Consider the following 18,979-nt stretch of genomic DNA (forward strand, 5'->3'; position numbering starts at 1 on the left):
ACCGTAGCCGACTCGCGCGCAACTCCCTATAATGCCGCCCCTATGGCTAAACAGAAGAAACACCCCGAAGGGACCATCGCGCAAAATAAAAAGGCGCGACACGATTACTTCATCGAACACCGGTTCGAGGCTGGCATGGTCCTGGCCGGCTGGGAAGTAAAGAGTCTGCGTGCAGGCAAGGCACAACTGGTCGACAGTTATGTGCTGCTCAAGGATGGCGAGGCGTGGCTGCTCGGCAGTCATATCACTCCGCTGACCACCGCCAGCACCCACGTCATCGCCGACCCGACGCGCACGCGCAAGCTGCTGCTCAACCAGCGCGAGCTGGAGAAGCTGTTTGCCGCCGTGCAACAGAAGGGTTACGCCTGCGTCTGCCTGTCGTTGTACTGGAGCAAGCACTTGATCAAGTGCGAGATCGCTCTGGGCAAGGGCAAGAAGGAATACGACAAGCGTGATACCGAGCGCGAGCGCGATGCCGGTCGCGAGTTGCAGCGCGCGGTGCGGAACAAGGGCAAGGAAGACTAACTCCTCCCCTACTGATCGTTCCCACGCTCTGCGTGGGAATGCCGCCTTGGACGCTCTGCGTCCGCTCCGGATGTGACGCAGAGCGTCACGGGATGCATTCCCACGCGGGAGCGTGGGAACGATCATGCACACAAAATCCACTCACACAGCTACATCCCCTTGCGCCGCTCCGCCCGAGCCATGCGCTGCATTTCCTGACGCACTTCTTCGAGCACTTCCTGCACATACAAAATGTGTCGACTGGAAATTTCTCGCGCCTGCTCTGCACGCCCTTCGATAATCGCCTGATACAACTCCCGGTGCTGGCTGATCAGCATGTCGCGAGTTTCGGCGCGCTGCTTGTACATGCCACCGATGTTGGTCACCACGTTGCGCTTGAGCAGATCGAACAGCCCGCGAATGGTGTGCAACAGCACCGCATTGTGACTGGCTTCGGCGATGGCCAGGTGAAAATTCGCATCCGCCGCGCCCTCTTCCGCACGACTCACCTGATCATGGCGCGAGTAGCAATCCTGCAACTCTTCGAATGCCGCAGTCAGTCGCTCGCGGTCAACATCCGTCGCACGCAAGGCGGCGTAATAGGCGCATGACGCTTCCAGCGTATGGCGAAATTCCAGCAGATCACGCTGGGCTTCCGGGTTGCTTTCCAGCAGGTGCAGCAACGGATCGCTGAAGGTTGAACCAAGCGATTCAACCACATAGTTGCCGCCACCCTGACGACTGATCAGCAGCCCTTTGGCCGTCAGTTTCTGGATCGCCTCACGCAATGAAGGGCGCGACACACCGAACTGCTCGGCCAAGGCGCGCTCTGCCGGCAATCGCTCACCGGACTTCAGCGTGCCCTCAAGGATCATCCCCTCGAGCCGCTCGACAATATCGTCAGACAAACGGCGCTGACGAATCTGATCAAACCCCATAACTCATTCTCCACGATCCCGACGGCTCGCCGGGCTCTCTATTCTGGCCTATTGGCGTCACGCCAGCACCTACCAGGCGGCGTTTGATCGAACAGATCAGATGACCTCTGCACCGCTCATTCGACGAAAGTTTCAGGGCGGCAAATTGACACACCACACCCAAGGCTTTTACCCTAGCCGACAGCGATTGTAAATTGGTATTACCAATTAACCAAGAACGCTGACCAGTGCCTGACCAACAACAATTAGGGGCCACCCCATATGCAAACCTGGCAACAGCTCTACAGCCCGCTCGGCAGTCTCGGCTTGTCCGCGCTCGCGGCCGTTATCCCCATCGTATTTTTCTTCCTGGCTCTGGCCGTGTTCCGCCTCAAAGGACACGTCGCCGGGAGCATCACCCTGGCGTTGTCGATTCTGGTGGCGATCTTTGCCTTCCAGATGCCTGTCGACATGGCCTTCGCCGCGGCGGGCTATGGATTTGCCTACGGACTGTGGCCGATTGCCTGGATCATCGTAGCCGCAGTGTTCCTCTACAAACTGACGGTCAAGAGTGGCCAGTTCGAAGTGATCCGCAGCTCGGTGCTGTCGATTACCGACGACCAACGCCTGCAAGTGCTGCTGATCGGCTTCTGCTTCGGCGCGTTCCTGGAAGGTGCCGCCGGATTCGGCGCACCGGTAGCGATTACCGCCGCGCTGCTGGTAGGACTGGGTTTCAACCCGCTGTACGCCGCCGGCCTGTGCCTGATTGCCAACACCGCGCCGGTAGCCTTCGGTGCACTGGGGATTCCGATCATCGTCGCCGGGCAAGTAACCGGCATCGACGCGTTCAAGATTGGCGCCATGGCGGGTCGCCAGCTGCCGTTGCTGTCGGTGTTCGTGCCGTTCTGGCTGGTGTTCATGATGGACGGCTTGCGCGGCGTCAAAGAGACCTGGCCGGCAGCGTTGGTGGCGGGCTTGAGCTTTGCCGTGACCCAGTTCTTCACCTCGAACTTCATTGGCCCAGAGCTGCCGGACATTACGTCGGCGTTGGTCAGCCTGGTCTCCCTGACCCTGTTCCTCAAGGTCTGGCAGCCCAAGCGTTCGTTCGCCGAAGCGACCGCCAGCGTCGGTGCCGCAACCGTGAGAAGCGCCGGTGGTTTCGGTCAACCGCGTACGAGCCAGCCTTCGCCGTACAGCTTCGGCGAGATCTTCAAGGCCTGGTCGCCGTTCCTGATCCTCACCGCCTTGGTCACCATCTGGACGTTGAAACCCTTCAAAGCAATGTTCGCCGCCGGTGGTTCCATGTACAGCTGGGTGTTCAACTTCGCCATCCCGCACCTGGACCAACTGGTGATCAAGACCGCCCCGATCGTGGCCGCCCCGACTGCAATTCCTGCAGTGTTCAAACTCGATCCGATTTCGGCGACCGGCACAGCGATTTTCTTCTCTGCGCTGATCTCGATGCTGATCCTGAAGATCAATTTAAAAATTGGTCTTACCACCTTGAAAGAGACCTTCTTTGAACTGCGCTGGCCTATTTTGTCGATCGGCATGGTGCTGGCCTTCGCCTTCGTCACCAACTATTCGGGCATGTCATCGACCATGGCGCTGGTACTGGCAGCCACCGGCGCGGCCTTCCCGTTCTTCTCGCCATTCCTTGGCTGGCTGGGCGTGTTCCTGACCGGTTCGGACACCTCGTCCAACGCGCTGTTCAGCTCACTGCAAGCGACCACCGCCCACCAGATCGGCGTCAACGACACCTTGCTGGTCGCGGCGAACACCAGCGGTGGCGTGACCGGCAAGATGATCTCGCCACAATCGATCGCCGTGGCCTGCGCCGCGACCGGTCTGGTGGGCAAGGAATCCGACCTGTTCCGCTTCACCCTCAAGCACAGCCTATTCTTTGCGACTATCGTCGGCCTGATTACGCTGGCCCAGGCCTACTGGTTTACCGGCATGCTGGTGCACTAAGACTACGAGCAACTACATAAATTAAGAACCGAAAGAACCGACGCCGGACTTTGGCTCCGGCGTCAGCGACTCACTACCCGGTCTGCAAGGCTGCTGAAAGCTTCCCGCTTTATAGTCAGCAGCCTCAGCGGACGGATAACCGGGACCACCCGGAGACACGCCTGATGAGCGAGCTTTTTTACAACGCTGTGCCGAACGCGACCCGTGTCGCCCCGCCACTGCCTGAACCGCGCCAGTACCCCAGCGAAAAACCGCAGCGGGTCTACCTGTTCGGCACCTGTGTGGTCGACCTGTTTTATCCCGAGGCCGGGATGGACGCGATTCACCTGCTCGAACGCGAAGGCATTCGCGTGGAGTACCCGCAAGGGCAAAGCTGCTGCGGACAACCGGCCTACACCTCGGGTTACACCGAACAGGCCCGGACCGTAGCGCGCTCGCAATTGGCGCTGTTCGCCGGTGACTATCCGGTAGTGGTGCCTTCAGGCTCCTGCGCAGGAATGCTGCGTGAACATTACGCCGACTTGTTCAAGGACGAGCCGGACACGTTGAAACAGGTTCAGGCCCTGGCGGCGCGAACCTATGAGCTGGCCGAGTTTCTGCTGTTCGTCTGCAAGGTGCAGCTCAAGGACAGCGGCGAACCGGTCAAAGTGGCGCTGCACACCTCGTGCTCGGCACGGCGGGAGATGAACACCCACTTGCATGGTCGCGAGTTGTTGTCGCAACTGAGCAACGTGAAGCGGGTCGACCACGATCACGAAAGTGAATGCTGTGGCTTTGGTGGGACATTCAGCGTCCGAATGCCAGACATTTCCGGAGCAATGGTCGCTGACAAGACCAAAGCCCTGAAGGAATCCGGCGCACACACGGTGCTGAGTGCCGACTGCGGCTGCTTGATGAACATCAATGGCTCGCTGGAAAAACAGAACGAAGCGTTACGCGGCCAACATCTGGCCAGCTTCCTCTGGCAGCGTACCGGAGGTGCAAAATGAGCACTTCCACGCTGATTCCAACGGTAGCGGTTGAAGAAGATTTTCGCACCCGGGCTCACGAGGCGTTGGGTGACAAGCAACTGCGAAACAACTTTCGTAGTGCAATGGATTCACTGATGGCAAAGCGGGCAGCGTCCTTCAGCGATGCCTTCGAGCGAGAACACTTACGCGCACTGGGTAATGCTATTCGTGCCCGCGCGTTATCCAAGTTGCCCGACCTGCTCGAGCAACTGGAACAGAACCTGACCCGCAACGGTGTGACAGTGCACTGGGCGGAAACGGTGGACGAGGCCAATGGCATCGTCTTGTCGATCATCCGTGCTCACGAGGCGCGGCAAGTGATCAAGGGCAAATCGATGGTCAGCGAAGAGATGGAGATGAACCATGTCCTCGCTGAACAAGGCGTTGAATGCCTTGAGTCGGACATGGGCGAGTTCATCGTCCAGCTCGACCACGAGAAGCCTTCACACATTATTATGCCGGCGATCCACAAGAATGCCGGTCAGGTCGCGTCCTTGTTCCACAACAAACTTGGCGTGGAATACACCAAGGACGTTGACCAACTCATTCAGATCGGTCGCAAAGTCTTGCGGCAGAAATTCTTCGAAGCGGACATCGGCGTCTCCGGCGTCAACTTCGCCGTGGCCGAAACCGGCACCCTGCTGCTGGTGGAAAACGAAGGCAACGGCCGCATGTCGACCACCGTGCCTCCGGTACACATCGCGGTCACCGGGATCGAGAAAGTCGTCGAAAACCTGCGCGACGTTGTACCGCTGCTCTCCTTGCTGACGCGCTCGGCCCTCGGCCAGCCCATCACCACTTACGTCAACATGATCTCCGGCCCGCGCAAGGAGCATGAACTCGACGGCCCGCAAGAAGTGCACCTGGTATTGCTCGACAACGGTCGCAGCCAGGCCTTTGCCGACAGCGAACTGCGCCAGACCCTGAACTGCATCCGCTGCGGCGCCTGCATGAACCATTGCCCGGTTTACACGCGCATCGGTGGTCATGCCTATGGCGAGGTTTACCCAGGCCCGATCGGCAAGATCATCACCCCACACATGGTCGGCCTGGCGAAAGTCCCGGACCACCCAAGCGCCTCGTCGCTGTGCGGCGCCTGCGGTGAAGTCTGCCCGGTAAAAATTCCGATCCCGGCACTGCTGCGCCGCCTACGCGAAGAAAACGTCAAAGCCCCTGACAGTCCTCATCAAGTGATGCGCGGCCAAGGCAGCAAGTACTCGCGCAAAGAGCGCTTCATCTGGAACGCCTGGGCAAAGCTCAACAGCTCGCCGACGCTGTATCGGCTGTTCGGTTTCTTCGCCACTCGCCTGCGCGCCCTCACGCCAAGCAACGTTGGCCCGTGGACGCAAAACCATAGCGCGCCAAAACCCGCCGCCCGCTCACTGCATGACATGGCCCGCGAGCATCTGGCCAAACAGGGAGATCGCTGATGAGCGCCAAGCAAAACATCCTCGCCAAACTGCGCAACAGCCTGACCGGCACCACGCCAGTGCCTGACAACTTCGACGAAGCACTGGTGACCGAGCCTTACACCTACACCCCGGAACAACGCATCCCGCAACTGCGCAAACTGATGGAAGCGGTGCACACCGAAATCCACCTGACCAGCGAGCAAGGCTGGCCGGCGTTGCTCGCGCAATTGCTGCGCGACCGCCAGTTGCCGAGCCTGCTGATCGCACCGACTACGCCACACGGGCAACGTGTCACACAGCATTGGGCGAACAATCCCGACCTGCCCACACTGAAAGCCTACGACCGTCCGGTAGAAGAATGGAAAGCCGAGCTGTTCAATGACACCCCGGCCAGCCTCACCACCACTCTCGGCGCAATCGCCGCCACCGGCAGCCTGATCATCTGGCCGACCCGCGAAGAACCAAGGCTGATGAGCCTGGTGCCACCGGTGCATTTCGCCCTGCTCAAGGCCAGTGAAATTCGCGACAACTTTTATCAGGTGCAGCAAGAGTACGAGTGGGCCCAAGGCATGCCGACCAACGCCTTGCTGGTATCCGGCCCGTCGAAAACCGCCGACATCGAGCAAGTCCTGGCTTACGGCGCCCACGGCCCGAAAGACCTGGTGGTGCTGATCCTGGAGGACCAATGAGCCTACCGGCAGCTTTCCTGCGTGATGCGCAGCAACTGATTCCAGAGGACCGGCGTTTCGACGATCCGCTGTCGACCCTGGCCTTCGGCACCGACGCGAGCTTCTATCGGCTGATTCCGAAGCTGGTGATTCGCGTCGAGTCTGAAGACGAAGTGGTTGCCCTGCTGAAACTGGCCCAGCGTGACCGCGTGCCAGTGACCTTTCGCGCCGCTGGCACCAGCCTCTCTGGCCAGGCCATCAGCGACTCGGTGCTGATCGTACTCGGCGATAACTGGAACGGTCGCGAGATCCGCGCTCAGGGCACACAAATCCGCCTGCAACCGGGGGTGATCGGCGCACAGGCGAATGCCTGGCTGGCACCGTTTGGCCGCAAAATCGGCCCCGATCCGGCATCAATCAATGCCTGCAAAATCGGCGGTATCGTCGCCAACAACGCCAGCGGCATGTGCTGCGGCACCACGCAAAATACCTACCACACGCTGGCCGGCATTCGCCTGGTACTGGCCGATGGCAGCCGCCTCGACACCGAGGACGCCACCAGTGTCGCGGCATTTCGCAGCAGTCATTCCGAGTTGCTGGAGCGTCTGGCGACTTTGGGCCGCGAGACCCGCGCCAATGCCGAATTGGCCGCAAAGATTCGCCACAAATACCGTCTGAAAAATACCACCGGCCTGTCACTCAATGCCTTGGTGGATTTCGACGAGCCTGTGGATATCTTGAGCCACTTGCTGGTGGGCTCCGAAGGCACGCTGGGGTTTATCAGTGCGGTGACCTACGACACGGTGATCGACCATCCGAACAAAGCCTCTGCGCTGATCGTCTTCCCGGATGTCGAAACCTGCTGCAACGCCGTGACTGTACTGAAAAACCAACCAGTCTCGGCCGTGGAGCTGCTCGACCGCCGCAGCCTACGCTCGGTGCAGGACAAACCCGGGATGCCGACCTTCGTCCAGCAACTGTCGGCCAACGCCTGCGCTTTGCTGATCGAATCCCGCGCGGCATCAACTGCACTGCTGCACGAGCAACTGGCGCAGATCATGAATTCACTGGTCGCGTTCCCGGTGGAGAAACAGGTCGACTTCACACAAGACCCGACAGAAAACGCCAGGCTGTGGGCGATCCGCAAAGACACCTTCCCCGCCGTCGGCGCGGTGCGCAAAACTGGCACCACGGTGATCATCGAAGACGTGACCTTCCCGGTGGAGCAACTGGCGGCTGGTGTGAACCGCTTGATCGAGTTGTTCGACAAACATCACTACGACGAAGCGATACTTTTCGGTCATGCACTGGAAGGCAATCTGCACTTTGTCTTCACCCAAGGCTTCAATAGCGCGGAAGAAGTCGCACGCTACCAGGCGTTCATGGACGACGTGGCGCAATTGGTTGCCGTCGAGTTTGGCGGTTCGCTGAAAGCCGAACACGGCACCGGACGCAACATGGCGCCCTTCGTCGAACTGGAATGGGGCAGCGATGCCTATCAGTTGATGTGGCAGCTCAAGCGCCTGCTCGACCCGAACGGCATTCTTAACCCGGACGTGGTGCTCAGCGAGGATCCACAGATCCACCTCAAGCACCTGAAACCGCTGCCGGCCGCCGACGAGATTGTGGATAAGTGCATCGAGTGCGGTTTCTGCGAACCGGTCTGCCCATCGAAAGGCCTAACCTTGAGCCCGCGCCAGCGCATCGTGATCTGGCGTGACATTCAGGCAAAAAAACGCGCAGGCATCGATACCTCCCAGCTGGAAGAGGCTTATCAATATCAAGGCCTCGACACCTGCGCCGCCACCGGCCTCTGTGCGCAACGCTGCCCGGTCGGAATCAACACCGGTGAACTGGTGAAAAAACTCCGTAGCCGCACGGCAACCCGGACGAAAACTGCCAACTGGCTTGAAGGAAATTTCGCCACTGCACTGCAAGGCGCACGCTTCACACTACACGTGGCCAACGGTGCGCGGATGCTACTGGGCGCACCACGGCTGACGAAGATTTCTGCTGCACTGACCAAGCTGTCCAAAGGACAAATCCCGCAGTGGACCAATGCCATGCCGCAACCGGAACGAGCGATTCGCTTCAGCCCGACGGTGGCCGACGAGCGCCCGCGCGTGGTGTATCTGGCGGCGTGCGTGTCGCGGGTGATGGGCCCGGCGGTGGGAGACAAGGAACAAATGTCGCTGTACGACAAGACCCGTGGCCTGCTGGAAAAAGCCGGCTACCAGGTGGTTTCGCCGGACAATCAGGACAACCTCTGCTGCGGTCAGCCGTTCGCCTCCAAAGGCTATACCGAGCAAGCCGAGCACAAACGCCAGGAACTGATCGGTGCATTGCTGCACGCCAGCCGCGGCGGGCTCGACCCGATCTATTGCGACACCAGCCCCTGCACCTTGCGCCTGATGCAAGACCTTGGCGATGTGCGTCTGGACCTGTACGACCCGGTGCGCTTCATTCGTACGCACTTGATCGACCGACTGGACTTCACGCCTCAGGAAGCGCCGATTGCAGTACACGTCACCTGCAGCACTCAGCACCTTGGCGAGAGCCAGGCGCTGATCGATCTCGCGCGACGTTGCAGTAAAAACGTGGTGATTCCGGAAGGCATTCACTGCTGCGGGTTTGCCGGCGACAAGGGCTTCACCACACCGGAACTGAACGCTCACTCACTACGCACATTAAAAGACGCCGTGCAGCATTGTAGCGAAGGTATCTCCACCAGCCGCACCTGTGAAATCGGTCTGAGCCAGCATGGCGGGATCGACTACCACGGGCTGGTTTACCTGGTGGACCGGGTGACCCAAGCCAAAACGCTCTGAAATCGAGGTTATCCAGCAAGGGGCGCTCTGCCCCTTTGCTGTACTCTCCTGCCGACGAAATACAACGCTATTTCCCCCGTCACAAGAACCCTTGTGCGCCGCCACAGTCTATCTGTTAAGCCCAAGCCCCTTGGTTCCCGATGCTGCTCAAGGAGAAAACCCATGAAGCGATCCGCCCTGGCCGGACTGCTTATCTGCACAACACTGACAACCGCCCACGCCTTTGCCTCGAACGAGAGCGATATGTGCGCAAGGAACCTTCAAACACTCACCAGCGAACTGGCCAATGCGACCAAGCTCGATGCCGCCACACAAAGCGACGCCACGAGCAAACTCCAGCAAGCAAAATCTGCTTATTCCGCAAAAAACGACAGGGAATGCGTATCCCTGACGCAGCAAGCGCTGCAGTCGGTTCAAAGCCACAAGAACAGCCAGTAACCCGGCTCTGACACGCAAGCGCGGACAGAAGGTCGACTCGCTCCACGCATTGGCGTACACTGTGTTCACCTGCTGGTTACACACAGCAGGTTCGGGGCCGTTTAGGATTCGACGCCGGTTGCGAAACTTTAGGTGCATGCCGAGTTGGTAACAGAACTCGTAAATCCACTGTTGCAACTTCCTATAGTTGCCAATGACGAAACCTACGGGGAATACGCTCTCGCTGCGTAAGCAGCCTTAGCCCTTCCCTCCTGGTACCTTCGGGTCCAGCAATCATCAGGGGATGTCTGTAAACCCAAAGTGATTGTCATATAGAACAGAATCGCCGTGCAGTACGTTGTGGACGAAGCGGCTAAAACTTACACAACTCGCCCAAAGCACCCTGCCCGTCGGGTCGCTGAGGGTTAACTTAATAGACACGGCTACGCATGTAGTACCGACAGCGGAGTACTGGCGGACGGGGGTTCAAATCCCCCCGGCTCCACCAAACGAAGCATCAACAAAGCCCGCCTAGTGCGGGCTTTGTTGCATCTGGGGTTTGAGCTTTCGCAAAAGCATGCCAAAAACGCTCAAGCACGGCACAAAGCCAGCAGACAGCCCGTCGCTAAAGTACTTCGCTCCTCCCCCCGACAGTCTCAAAATCCCCACAGACCTATCAATAAACATTACCATTTACGACGTAACAGCCGAAAACGATGGGAATTCGAATGCGCAGGTCTGCTGTATTTCTTTTGGCATCCATGCTGACAGCGTGCGGGACTGGGCTGCCCGTCGGCAATACAAAAGCAGTGGAGAACGTCGTGTCCGCGAATGGGCACACGCCACTGGAGATGGATGGTTATACCGCCAGCAAACTGGATGCCCTGCTCAAAGAACGCTCAGCGATCAACCCCGATGACATAGGGCAGATGAACAATCTGATTTCACGGGAGTTTTTGGGACGGCCCTATTCCGCGAACAGATTGCAGGGCTCTGCTACCACGCCGGAAGCATTGGTCGTCGACTTCAGGGGCCTGGACTGTTTCACCTATCTGGATTACGTCGAAGCGCTGAGAAAGTCCAACAATGAAGCGGACTTCTTCAAAAACCTCATTCAGACGCGTTATGTGAACGGCAATCTCGATTACCTGCATCGCCGGCACTTCTTCACAGACTGGTCGCAAGCCGAGCAAAAGTTGGCCGACGATGTCACCGCGCAAATCAGCCCTCATGCGGTAACCGTGGTTAAGCGCCTCAATCGAAAAGCCGATGGCAGCGCCTACTTGCCGGGGGTGCCCATGACCGAGCGCACGATTACCTATATCCCCAGCGCATTTGTTAACGATCATGTGATCAGCCGTTTGCAGACTGGCGATTACGTTGGCATCTACACCCAACTCGCCGGCCTGGACGTTACCCATACCGGGTTCTTTATCAACAAGGACGAAGGGCCCGTGCTGCGTAATGCCTCTTCGAAGAAAAAGAACAGGGAAGTCGTAGACTCTCCCTTCAAGGACTACATCGCGAAGACTCCGGGGATCGTGGTGTTGCGGGCACGGCAATCTGTGCCTGAGGCTCAATGAGTTCTGGTTCGCCCGTGTTGTGCGAACCCTCTACACCCTCAAACATCGACAAAGCCCGTCTTGTACGGGCTTTGTTGCATCTGGGCTTTGTCTATTACTTACCTGTTCAAGGAGTGGGTGCCAACGCCAGATCGGCTCGCCCGGTCTTCGGCACCTCGGCGGGACTTGCGCAGGCGACAAAATCCTCCTTGCGCAGTAGCACCAGTGCGATCAGCGATACCACGCCCGTGCCGATGTAAAAGTACCAGGGCGAGGTAATGTCGCCGGTCACCTTGATCAGCCAAGTGGAAATCAGCGGTGCACTACCGCCAAATACCGCCACCGGGATGTTGTACGCCACCGCGATGCCCGTGGAGCGGATTCGCGTGGGCAACAACTCGCTCATCAATGCGTAAGTCGACGAGGCATACAGGCCGAACAGGATTGCCACTGCCATCAACGGGTAGATAAACGAAGCCGGCGTCGCCGTCGGTGCCGATTTGAACAGCCAGAACATCGCCAGGGTGGCCAAGGTGCCGATCACCAACAAAAACGGCTTGCGTCCGTATTTATCGGTGAATGCGCCGCCGAACGGCATGACCACTGCGGCCGAGAGGCTGGCAACGAAGACGTAGAGCAAGGTCGTGCCGCTGTCGAACTTGAGGATGCTCGACATGTAGGTCGAGGCGAAGGTCAGCACCAGATAGAAGATCGAGCTGTGCAGGGTAATGATGAAGAACACCAGGGCAATCGCCCGTTTCCACTGCCAGACTTCTCGCAGAGGCGCTTTGGAGGTTTCCCCTGCGCGCTGCAGCGCGAGGAACTCGGGACTGTCTTCGAGCTTCAGGCGGATGTACATCGAGATCAGGCCCAGCGGCGCCGCGATCAGAAACGGAATACGCCAGCCCCAGGCTTGCATCAGGTCAGCGCCCATGACCCAGGTCATGCCGTTGGCCACCGCACCGCCCAGCAACAGGCCGAGTACCGCCGTCACCATCAACCAGCACGTCGCAAACCCGCGTCGCCCGGGCCCGGCGTACTCGGAGATGAAACTGGTGATGGTGCCGATCTCGCCACCGGCCGAGAAGCCCTGCACACAGCGGATCAACACCAGAAGGATCGGCGCTGCGATCCCTATCGAGGCGTAAGTCGGCAGCAGCCCCAACAAAAAGGTGGAGCCAGCCATCATCACCAACACCGTGATCAGGGTCTTGCGCCGGCCGATCTTGTCCGCCAGCGGACCGAAGAACAGCCCCCCCAGCGGTCGAATGAAAAAGCTCAAGGCAAAAGCCGCAAAACTGGCGAGCAGGCTGGTGGTCGGGTCGTCGGAGACGAAGAACGCCTTGCCGATATAGACGGCGAGAAACCCATAAACGCCGTAGTCGTACCACTCGATGAGGTGGCCGGACGTTGCACCGATAAACGCCCGACGCCGTTGCCGGGTCGGGTTCTTCTGTTGAATGCCCACGTGAGGGACTCCTGTCTGATTTCTTTCCATGGAAAACACGTCTCAGGGAACTGCAGTGCCGCTCGCAACCTCCTTCAACCAGAGGCGCAAATCGGTCTTGAGAATCTTGCCGTAGCTGTTCCTGGGCAGCTCGGTACGAAACACATACTTCTTCGGCTTTTTGAACGACGCCATGCGCTCGATGAACCAGGCATTGAGCAAAGACTCGTCGAGCACCCCGGCACTGCGGGGGACGACAAACGCTACCACCGATTCCCCCCACTGCACATCCGGCTCGCCCACTACGCAGACTTCAAATACTTCAGGGTGTTGCGCCAGCACTTCCTCGACTTCCCGCGGGTACACGTTGCAGCCCCCGGAAATGATCACATCCTTGGAGCGATCGGTCAGCGTCAGATATCCCGCGCAATCAAGAAAACCAATGTCGCCGGTCAACAGCCAGCCATCCACCAAAGTCTGGCGAGTCGCGGCGTCATTGCGCCAGTAGCCCTGCATGACGGTGGGACCCCGCACGGCGATTTCCCCCGGCTGGCCAGGCGGTAACGGCCGGTGCTCAGGGTCCAGAATCCTGATCTCCACGCACGATTGCGCCCGCCCCACGGAAGCGGCCAGTGAGGCCCAGTCGGGACGGCTGCGATCTGCGATCAGCTCTCGCGACAAGGCACTGATCGTCATCGGGCTCTCGCCCTGACCATAGATCTGCACCAACCGCGCACCAAAGGTCTCGACCGCGTCTTGCAGATCCGCCAGGTACATCGGCGCGCCACCGTAGACGATGGTTTTGATCCCGTCGCCGCCATAGCCTTGGCGACGGGCCTGCTCAACCATGCGCTTGACCATGGTCGGGGCGGCGAACAGGGTGATATTGCGCAGCCCGCTCGCCAGCTCGAACAGCTCGTCAGCCTTGAAGCCACGGGACTCGGGGACCACATGGCGAGCACCGCAACGCACATGGATAAAGTTGTAGAGGCCGGCGCCATGGGACATCGGGGCCGCGTACACCACTGCGTCATCCGGGCTGACCGGATCAACGTCGAGCGGATAACACAGCGACATGGCCGTCAGATTGCCATGAGAGAGCATCACTCCTTTGGATCGTCCGGTGGTGCCGGAGGTGTAGAACAGCCAGGCAAGGTCATCGGCATCACGAGAACAGGGATCTTCCAACGTCGTCGCATCGACCGAAGCGCAAGCCAGACTGGCCGCTGCAGTCAGCTCTCGACAGCCCTGCGGCAATGCCTCGGGCGAGAACACGTTGTTGCCATCGGTGAAAATCAGCCGGGCTTGCGCATTGTCGACGATCCAGCCGGCTTCAGCAGGGTGCAGCTTGCAGTTGATCGGCACCACCACCGCGCCCACCCACCAGACGGCATAAAGCAGTTCGAGGTATTCGCAACTGTTCTTCATGAACAGCGCCACACGGTCGCCGGGCGCAATGCCGTGCTCGTCTATGAGCTGCGCGGCACGGCTACGGACACGGGCGGCAAACGTGGCGTAGTCGGCGACTTGCCGCTGCCCCTCAAACAACGCTGGACGTTCTGGCCAGCGTCGGCCGGCGTCGTTCAACCAGTTGGCAATGTTCATGCTCAAGCCCTGCGTGCCTGAAGCACCGAAGCATAGTTGGCGACCGCCATGCCGCCCATGTTGAACAACAGACCGAACTCGGGATTCGGCACAGCCAGGCCGATCGGCTCGCCGGTCAACTGCCGAAAGGCCATAGCGTGCATCGACACCCCCGTGGCGCCCACCGGATGCCCCTTGGCCTTGAGCCCGCCCGACAGGTTCACCGGCAGACGCCCACCCGCCCGCACGATACCGTCATCCAGCGCCCGATGGCCTTCGCCTTTGGGCGCCAGGCCCATGGCTTCGTAGATCAGCAATTCGGCGATGGTGAAGCAGTCATGAACCTCGGCAAAGCTCAGGTCGGCCAAGGTGATATTGGCCCCGCGCAGCGCCGAATGGATCGCGCGCTGCGGGCCTTCAAACGCGAGGATGTCGCGCTGGGCAATCGGCAGGAAATCGTTGACCTGCGTCGCCGAGCGAATCAGTACGTCACGACGAAACCGCCTGGCGCGCTTGGACGAGGCCAGCACAATGGCCGCAGCCCCATCGCTGATCAGCGAGCAATCGGTCAGGCGCAACGACTCCGCCACATACGGATTGCTTTTCGACACGTTGTTGCAGTGTTCGAAATCCATGACCCGGTGCATCTGCGCCAAGGGGTTGGCCATGGCATTGGAGTGGTTCTTGGTGGCGATCGCGGCCATTGACGCCATCGGGCACTGGTAGCGGTCACGGTACTGTTGCGCAGCCAGGCCGAACAATTGTGGAAAACTGAGCCCAGCCTCTTCGACATCGTTCTGATAACCGGCACCGGCCAGGGCCTTGGTGACGTCGGCCGTGGAGTTGGAGGTCATCTTCTCGGCGCCCACGACCAACACCAGTTCGGCTGAGCCTGAGCGGATCGCGTTGATCCCCGCATGAATCGCCGCCGAACCCGAAGCGCAGGCGTTTTCGCAACGGGTCGCGGGCTTGAAGCGCAAGCCTGGGTCAGCTTGCAGCATCAACGAGGCGGGAAAACCATCCGCAACCATCCCCGAGTTGAAATGTCCGAGGAACAGCGCGTCGATTGCCGAGGCGTCGATGGCGGCGTCCTCCAGGGCTTCGCGGGTGACCTGAACGATAAGGTCTTCCAGCGTGGAACCGTCCAGACGGCCAAAACGGGAGTGAGCGGCAGCGACGATGGATACGGAATCATGGGGCATGGTGATTTTCTTCTGTGCTTGGATCAGGCATTCCCTACAATGACCTACCGTCCGGATCGCTCGCTAGTTCGTGGAACTACGTACATGGATAAGTAACGGTGCTGGCCCATGGTGTCGTCAGTACCGGATTTAATCGAGGCAGGATGCCCAATGACCGTTTTCGCACATCAACTGAAAGACCTTGAGCGCCTGGCATTCAGGGTGTCACCCGCCCCTCAGCTCATCACCGGCAACCGTGTGATGCTCGATTGCAACGAGGCATTTCTGGAGTTGTTCGGCTACGAACGCGAAGAGCTTCTGGGTCATCTGACCCTGCTGATCTATCCCTCCCAGGCGGACTACAAGACCATCGGCAATCGCAGCCAGACCTGGTTGCGCAACAGCCAGAGCGGCTCCTACTCCGACGAACGCTTTATGCAACACAAAAACGGCGAAGTGTTCTGGGCCAGGTCGCACGGCTACAGCCTGACCCCGGACGATCCATTCAAACTGATGGTCTGGCACTTCGAACGCATGGACCGGCCACACCACGCCACCGTGAACCTCACGCCCCGTGAACGCGAAATCTCGATGCACATCGTCAACGGCCTGACCTGCAAGGAAGTGGCAAAAAAACTGGCGATTTCCCACAGAACCGTGGAAGTCCACCGCGCCCGCCTGATGAAAAAGCTACAGGCCAAGAACAGCGCGGAGTTGGTGTCGAAGATTATTTTTGTGAGTTGATCAACAAGCACTGCCACACAGGCCTTAGCATTGAACTCCGCACAACCTGATCGGGGGCGCGGGGAAAAGTATCCGATTCACGTCTCGATCCTTTCCCCGCGCCCATTGCGTTTCAGCACTTCTTCGCCTGATCTTTCGCCTGAGCCCACACACGCTCTTCCTGCTCGCGCAGCTCCGGTGTGAACTCCGCGCCGAAATCTTCCGCCTCGAACACCTGGCGAATTTCTATCTCGGCCTCAGTACCCGGCATCGGGTTGGGGCAGCGTTTGACCCAGTCGATGGCTTCCTGCTTCGACTTCACCTGCCACAGCCAGTAGCCGGCGATCAGTTCCTTGGTTTCGGCGAACGGGCCGTCGATCACCGTGCGTTTCTCGCCCGAGAAGCGTACGCGGGTGCCCTTGCTGCTGGGGTGCAGGCCTTCGCCGCCGAGGAGGATGCCAGCCTTGACCAGCTCTTCGTTGTAGTTGCCCATCGCGGTCAACAATTCCTGGCTGGGCATCACGCCGGCTTCAGAATCCTGGCTGGCTTTTATAATGATCATGAATCGCATCGTCGTCTCTCCGTTGGATGTGAACTACTCACTACCTTGTCGAACGGTAGCGCCGCAAATCGACAGCCCTTCATTTTTTATTACCGCGCGCCCAACGATCCTAGGACATTTCCCGCACACTGCGGCGGCATTGATGAACTGGAAAGCCTCTCGTCGCGAAGATACCTTTGAATCGTCGCAGCAAATGAGCGACCGGTTGTGACAGGCCGTAAAAGTGTAGGCCTCTCGAGACTACCGGAGTTCCAGCATGAAAAAGATCACCCCCAATCCCCCCGAAAAAACCACCACTCCTGCAAGCAATCTCTTCACCCTCCTCCCCGACATCGACACCGAAACCCTGCTGATCCACACCAGCGAAACCCTCGCCTCGCTCAACGTCATGACCAGCGACCTGGCCTTCCAGCTCGAAGACTCGCGTCGCAACGTGGCGCTGGCGATTCAGCAGTTGATCGTGCTGGGTGAGTTGCTGGTGAATCGGGCGCTGGAGCATTTCGACACGCCGGACGCATCGCACGAACCTCAACCTGCCGCTCACCACTGAGTGGTCACGTTCTGCTCATGAATGGAGGTTCTGCCATGGCTCGATACATGCCCATCACCGGCATCGACTGTACTGTTGCATCCCTGTTGATCGACACCGAGGCGCCGCTGGACGTGCTGCACGAAACAGCCGCCTACCGCATCCGCACCACGACCCAGTTGCTGGAGATCGTCGCCACCAGCGAGGGGATTCACAGTGAACTGGCGCGCGCACTGGTGGTTTCACTGCGCGATGGTTGTGATTTGCTGGACGTCGTTGGGCGACGATTGCAGGCGCAGGTTTTTCCGTCATAAGGAAAAAATGGCCCTTGTGAGTAATGCCTGCCAGTTAAGAGATTACAGGGGCATCGCCTGACCCGTAGCAGCTGGCGAAGCCTGCGTTCGACTGCGAAGCAGTCGTAAAATCATGCAGTGCGGTCTTCCAGATCGACCGAGGAGGCAGGATTTACGACTGTTGCACAGCCGAACGCAGGCTTCGCCAGCTGCTACGGAAGGTTTCATATTCTGTCACTTACCGTTAAGCCAACAGGTCATGGTGAGAGGGCTACCGCGCACGCGCCCACCACCGCTTCACCCACAACGTCCCCACAATCCCCACGACAATCGAGGCCAATGGCAACGTCGAGGTCAAACTCAGCGTCGGGAATACCAGCAAAATCTGTGAGTCGTTGCCGCCGAGCATCATCGACGCGCCAATGCCCATCAGCACCCCGGCCAATAAGTGCACGCATGCCTTTGACAAGTTGAACGGCTGATAGCTGAAAGTCTTGCGGCGCAGGGTGAAGCTGAGCATGCCCACCAGCAACATCACGAACACCACGACGCGCTGGCCGGTGAGGGTCGTTTGTTCGGGCATCCAGAACAGCTGTGACAGGTGGTAGAAGAACACGCTGGGCGTCCATTGCGGTTCGAAGGTGTACAGCGCGCTGGTCAGCGCCCCCAGCAGCATGCTGGAGAACACCAGATGTTTGTCGCCGTGAACATAGGCCAGAAACAGCAACGCCATCAACACCACACCCAGGGTGAGCAGGTAGTGGCTGCTGGAGATTTCGGGCATCAGCAGGGTTCTGTGCTCGGGCAACATGTTGAGCCGATACCAGAGCACGATCCCCAGCACCCAGCCGACAATCGTAAAGGCTTTATTGAGATTGCCGCAGGTGAGTTTGGTCAGGGTGCCGACGCTGCAACCGTCGTTGAGCACCGAGGCGACGCCAAATAACAGTCCGCCACCGATCAGCAACGGATACCCGACTTCGGGCGTGAACAACGGCTGGCTGATACCGAAATGGTGATAAAGCGGCGCCAGGAGCAGGCCAAACAACCCGCAGGAAACCAGTGCCACGAACAAGGTGGGCCGACGTTTGAGCATTAAAGCGCTGGCTTTGACCAGGCACATGCCCATCCGCTGCGAAACCCAGCCAATCAGGAATGCCAGCAATAACGCGATCAGCAACGAAAGCACACGCCTCCTCACACCTCGACAGGCCCATCGATGCATTAAAGACTAGTCGGCTTTTCAGTGGGCTCGGCAAGGCGACAACTACGCCATCGTATTGACCTGCTCAAGGTTGTCAGCCAACGCAAAGACTGGCTAACAGCGGGATTACTGCTAGCTTTCAAGCGAGTCCTACACTTCGCCCAGCG

Annotated in this window: 18 protein-coding genes and 1 other RNA gene; 13 read left to right on the plus strand and 6 right to left on the minus strand. The window is 59.2% G+C overall.

The features are described from left to right. Positions 1 to 42 precede the first annotated feature (42 nt). A complete protein-coding gene (gene smpB, locus AC1DIG_RS13785; protein WP_019691770.1) occupies positions 43 to 525 on the plus strand; it encodes an SsrA-binding protein SmpB in 483 nt (160 codons plus the stop codon). A gap of 149 nt (positions 526 to 674) precedes the next feature. Here smpB and AC1DIG_RS13790 read toward each other — a convergent pair whose 3' ends face one another. Continuing rightward, positions 675 to 1,442, minus strand: a complete 768-nt coding sequence (locus AC1DIG_RS13790; RefSeq protein WP_477767738.1) for an FCD domain-containing protein — start codon at positions 1,440 to 1,442, stop codon at positions 675 to 677. Positions 1,443 to 1,703: 261 nt separating this feature from the next. On the opposite strand from AC1DIG_RS13790, the gene AC1DIG_RS13795 reads away from it, so the two are divergent. The 8 genes from AC1DIG_RS13795 to AC1DIG_RS13830 all read left to right on the plus strand — a co-directional run bounded on the left by AC1DIG_RS13795 (position 1,704) and on the right by AC1DIG_RS13830 (position 11,310). Next, positions 1,704 to 3,392, plus strand: coding sequence for a lactate permease LctP family transporter (locus AC1DIG_RS13795; protein WP_477767739.1), 1,689 nt, complete (start codon positions 1,704 to 1,706; stop codon positions 3,390 to 3,392). Between the two features lie 164 nt (positions 3,393 to 3,556). Then, a complete protein-coding gene (locus AC1DIG_RS13800; protein ID WP_477767740.1) occupies positions 3,557 to 4,381 on the plus strand; it encodes a (Fe-S)-binding protein in 825 nt (274 codons plus the stop codon). After that, positions 4,378 to 5,832 (plus strand): LutB/LldF family L-lactate oxidation iron-sulfur protein, encoded by a 1,455-nt coding sequence (locus tag AC1DIG_RS13805; protein WP_477767741.1) that lies wholly within the window; start codon positions 4,378 to 4,380, stop codon positions 5,830 to 5,832. Before AC1DIG_RS13800 ends, AC1DIG_RS13805 begins: the two co-directional genes overlap by 4 nt. Continuing rightward, the gene (locus AC1DIG_RS13810) at positions 5,832 to 6,503 is read left to right on the plus strand and encodes a LutC/YkgG family protein (RefSeq protein ID WP_477767742.1); all 672 of its coding nucleotides are present in this window, start codon (positions 5,832 to 5,834) and stop codon (positions 6,501 to 6,503) included. The genes AC1DIG_RS13805 and AC1DIG_RS13810 overlap by 1 nt, the downstream gene beginning before the upstream one ends. Continuing rightward, a complete protein-coding gene (locus tag AC1DIG_RS13815; protein WP_477767743.1) occupies positions 6,500 to 9,310 on the plus strand; it encodes an FAD-binding and (Fe-S)-binding domain-containing protein in 2,811 nt (936 codons plus the stop codon). Before AC1DIG_RS13810 ends, AC1DIG_RS13815 begins: the two co-directional genes overlap by 4 nt. A 162-nt stretch (positions 9,311 to 9,472) precedes the next feature. Then, positions 9,473 to 9,748, plus strand: coding sequence for a hypothetical protein (locus AC1DIG_RS13820; protein ID WP_477767744.1), 276 nt, complete (start codon positions 9,473 to 9,475; stop codon positions 9,746 to 9,748). A gap of 93 nt (positions 9,749 to 9,841) precedes the next feature. Continuing rightward, positions 9,842 to 10,235, plus strand: a transfer-messenger RNA (tmRNA) gene (ssrA, locus tag AC1DIG_RS13825). Positions 10,236 to 10,455: 220 nt separating this feature from the next. Next, positions 10,456 to 11,310, plus strand: a complete 855-nt coding sequence (locus tag AC1DIG_RS13830; RefSeq protein ID WP_477767745.1) for a DUF1460 domain-containing protein — start codon at positions 10,456 to 10,458, stop codon at positions 11,308 to 11,310. A gap of 106 nt (positions 11,311 to 11,416) precedes the next feature. Here the strand turns inward: AC1DIG_RS13830 and AC1DIG_RS13835 are convergent, their stop codons facing one another. From AC1DIG_RS13835 to AC1DIG_RS13845, 3 genes are read right to left on the minus strand one after another with little or no spacing between them, the layout of a single operon-like run. Continuing rightward, complete coding sequence (locus AC1DIG_RS13835; RefSeq protein ID WP_477767746.1) at positions 11,417 to 12,757, minus strand: MFS transporter; 1,341 nt, start codon at positions 12,755 to 12,757, stop codon at positions 11,417 to 11,419. A gap of 42 nt (positions 12,758 to 12,799) precedes the next feature. Then, positions 12,800 to 14,341, minus strand: coding sequence for a class I adenylate-forming enzyme family protein (locus AC1DIG_RS13840; RefSeq protein WP_477767747.1), 1,542 nt, complete (start codon positions 14,339 to 14,341; stop codon positions 12,800 to 12,802). Between the two features lie 2 nt (positions 14,342 to 14,343). Beyond that, a complete protein-coding gene (locus tag AC1DIG_RS13845) occupies positions 14,344 to 15,522 on the minus strand; it encodes an acetyl-CoA acetyltransferase (protein ID WP_477767748.1) in 1,179 nt (392 codons plus the stop codon). A gap of 150 nt (positions 15,523 to 15,672) precedes the next feature. Between AC1DIG_RS13845 and AC1DIG_RS13850 the strand changes: the two genes are divergently transcribed. Continuing rightward, positions 15,673 to 16,245 (plus strand): LuxR C-terminal-related transcriptional regulator, encoded by a 573-nt coding sequence (locus AC1DIG_RS13850; protein WP_477767749.1) that lies wholly within the window; start codon positions 15,673 to 15,675, stop codon positions 16,243 to 16,245. Between the two features lie 112 nt (positions 16,246 to 16,357). Here the strand turns inward: AC1DIG_RS13850 and AC1DIG_RS13855 are convergent, their stop codons facing one another. Continuing rightward, positions 16,358 to 16,795, minus strand: coding sequence for a YciI family protein (locus AC1DIG_RS13855; protein WP_019691737.1), 438 nt, complete (start codon positions 16,793 to 16,795; stop codon positions 16,358 to 16,360). Between AC1DIG_RS13855 and AC1DIG_RS13860 the strand changes: the two genes are divergently transcribed. From AC1DIG_RS13860 to AC1DIG_RS13870, 3 genes are read left to right on the plus strand one after another with little or no spacing between them, the layout of a single operon-like run. Beyond that, positions 16,779 to 16,997: a hypothetical protein gene (locus tag AC1DIG_RS13860; RefSeq protein ID WP_477767750.1), complete on the plus strand. Its 219-nt coding sequence runs from the start codon at positions 16,779 to 16,781 to the stop codon at positions 16,995 to 16,997. The two genes, AC1DIG_RS13855 and AC1DIG_RS13860, sit on opposite strands and share 17 nt — an antisense overlap. Before the next feature lie 45 nt (positions 16,998 to 17,042). Next, on the plus strand, positions 17,043 to 17,336 hold the full coding sequence (locus AC1DIG_RS13865) for a DUF6124 family protein (protein WP_477767751.1): 294 nt from the start codon (positions 17,043 to 17,045) through the stop codon (positions 17,334 to 17,336). 35 nt (positions 17,337 to 17,371) lie between these two features. Then, entirely contained in the window at positions 17,372 to 17,629 is a 258-nt protein-coding gene (locus AC1DIG_RS13870) for a hypothetical protein (RefSeq protein WP_477767752.1), read from the plus strand. Between the two features lie 250 nt (positions 17,630 to 17,879). On the opposite strand, the gene AC1DIG_RS13875 is transcribed toward AC1DIG_RS13870, so the two are convergent. Continuing rightward, positions 17,880 to 18,797, minus strand: coding sequence for a YeeE/YedE thiosulfate transporter family protein (locus AC1DIG_RS13875; protein WP_477767753.1), 918 nt, complete (start codon positions 18,795 to 18,797; stop codon positions 17,880 to 17,882). Positions 18,798 to 18,979 lie beyond the last annotated feature (182 nt).

This window comes from Pseudomonas sp. 05N431 (genome assembly GCF_056397005.1).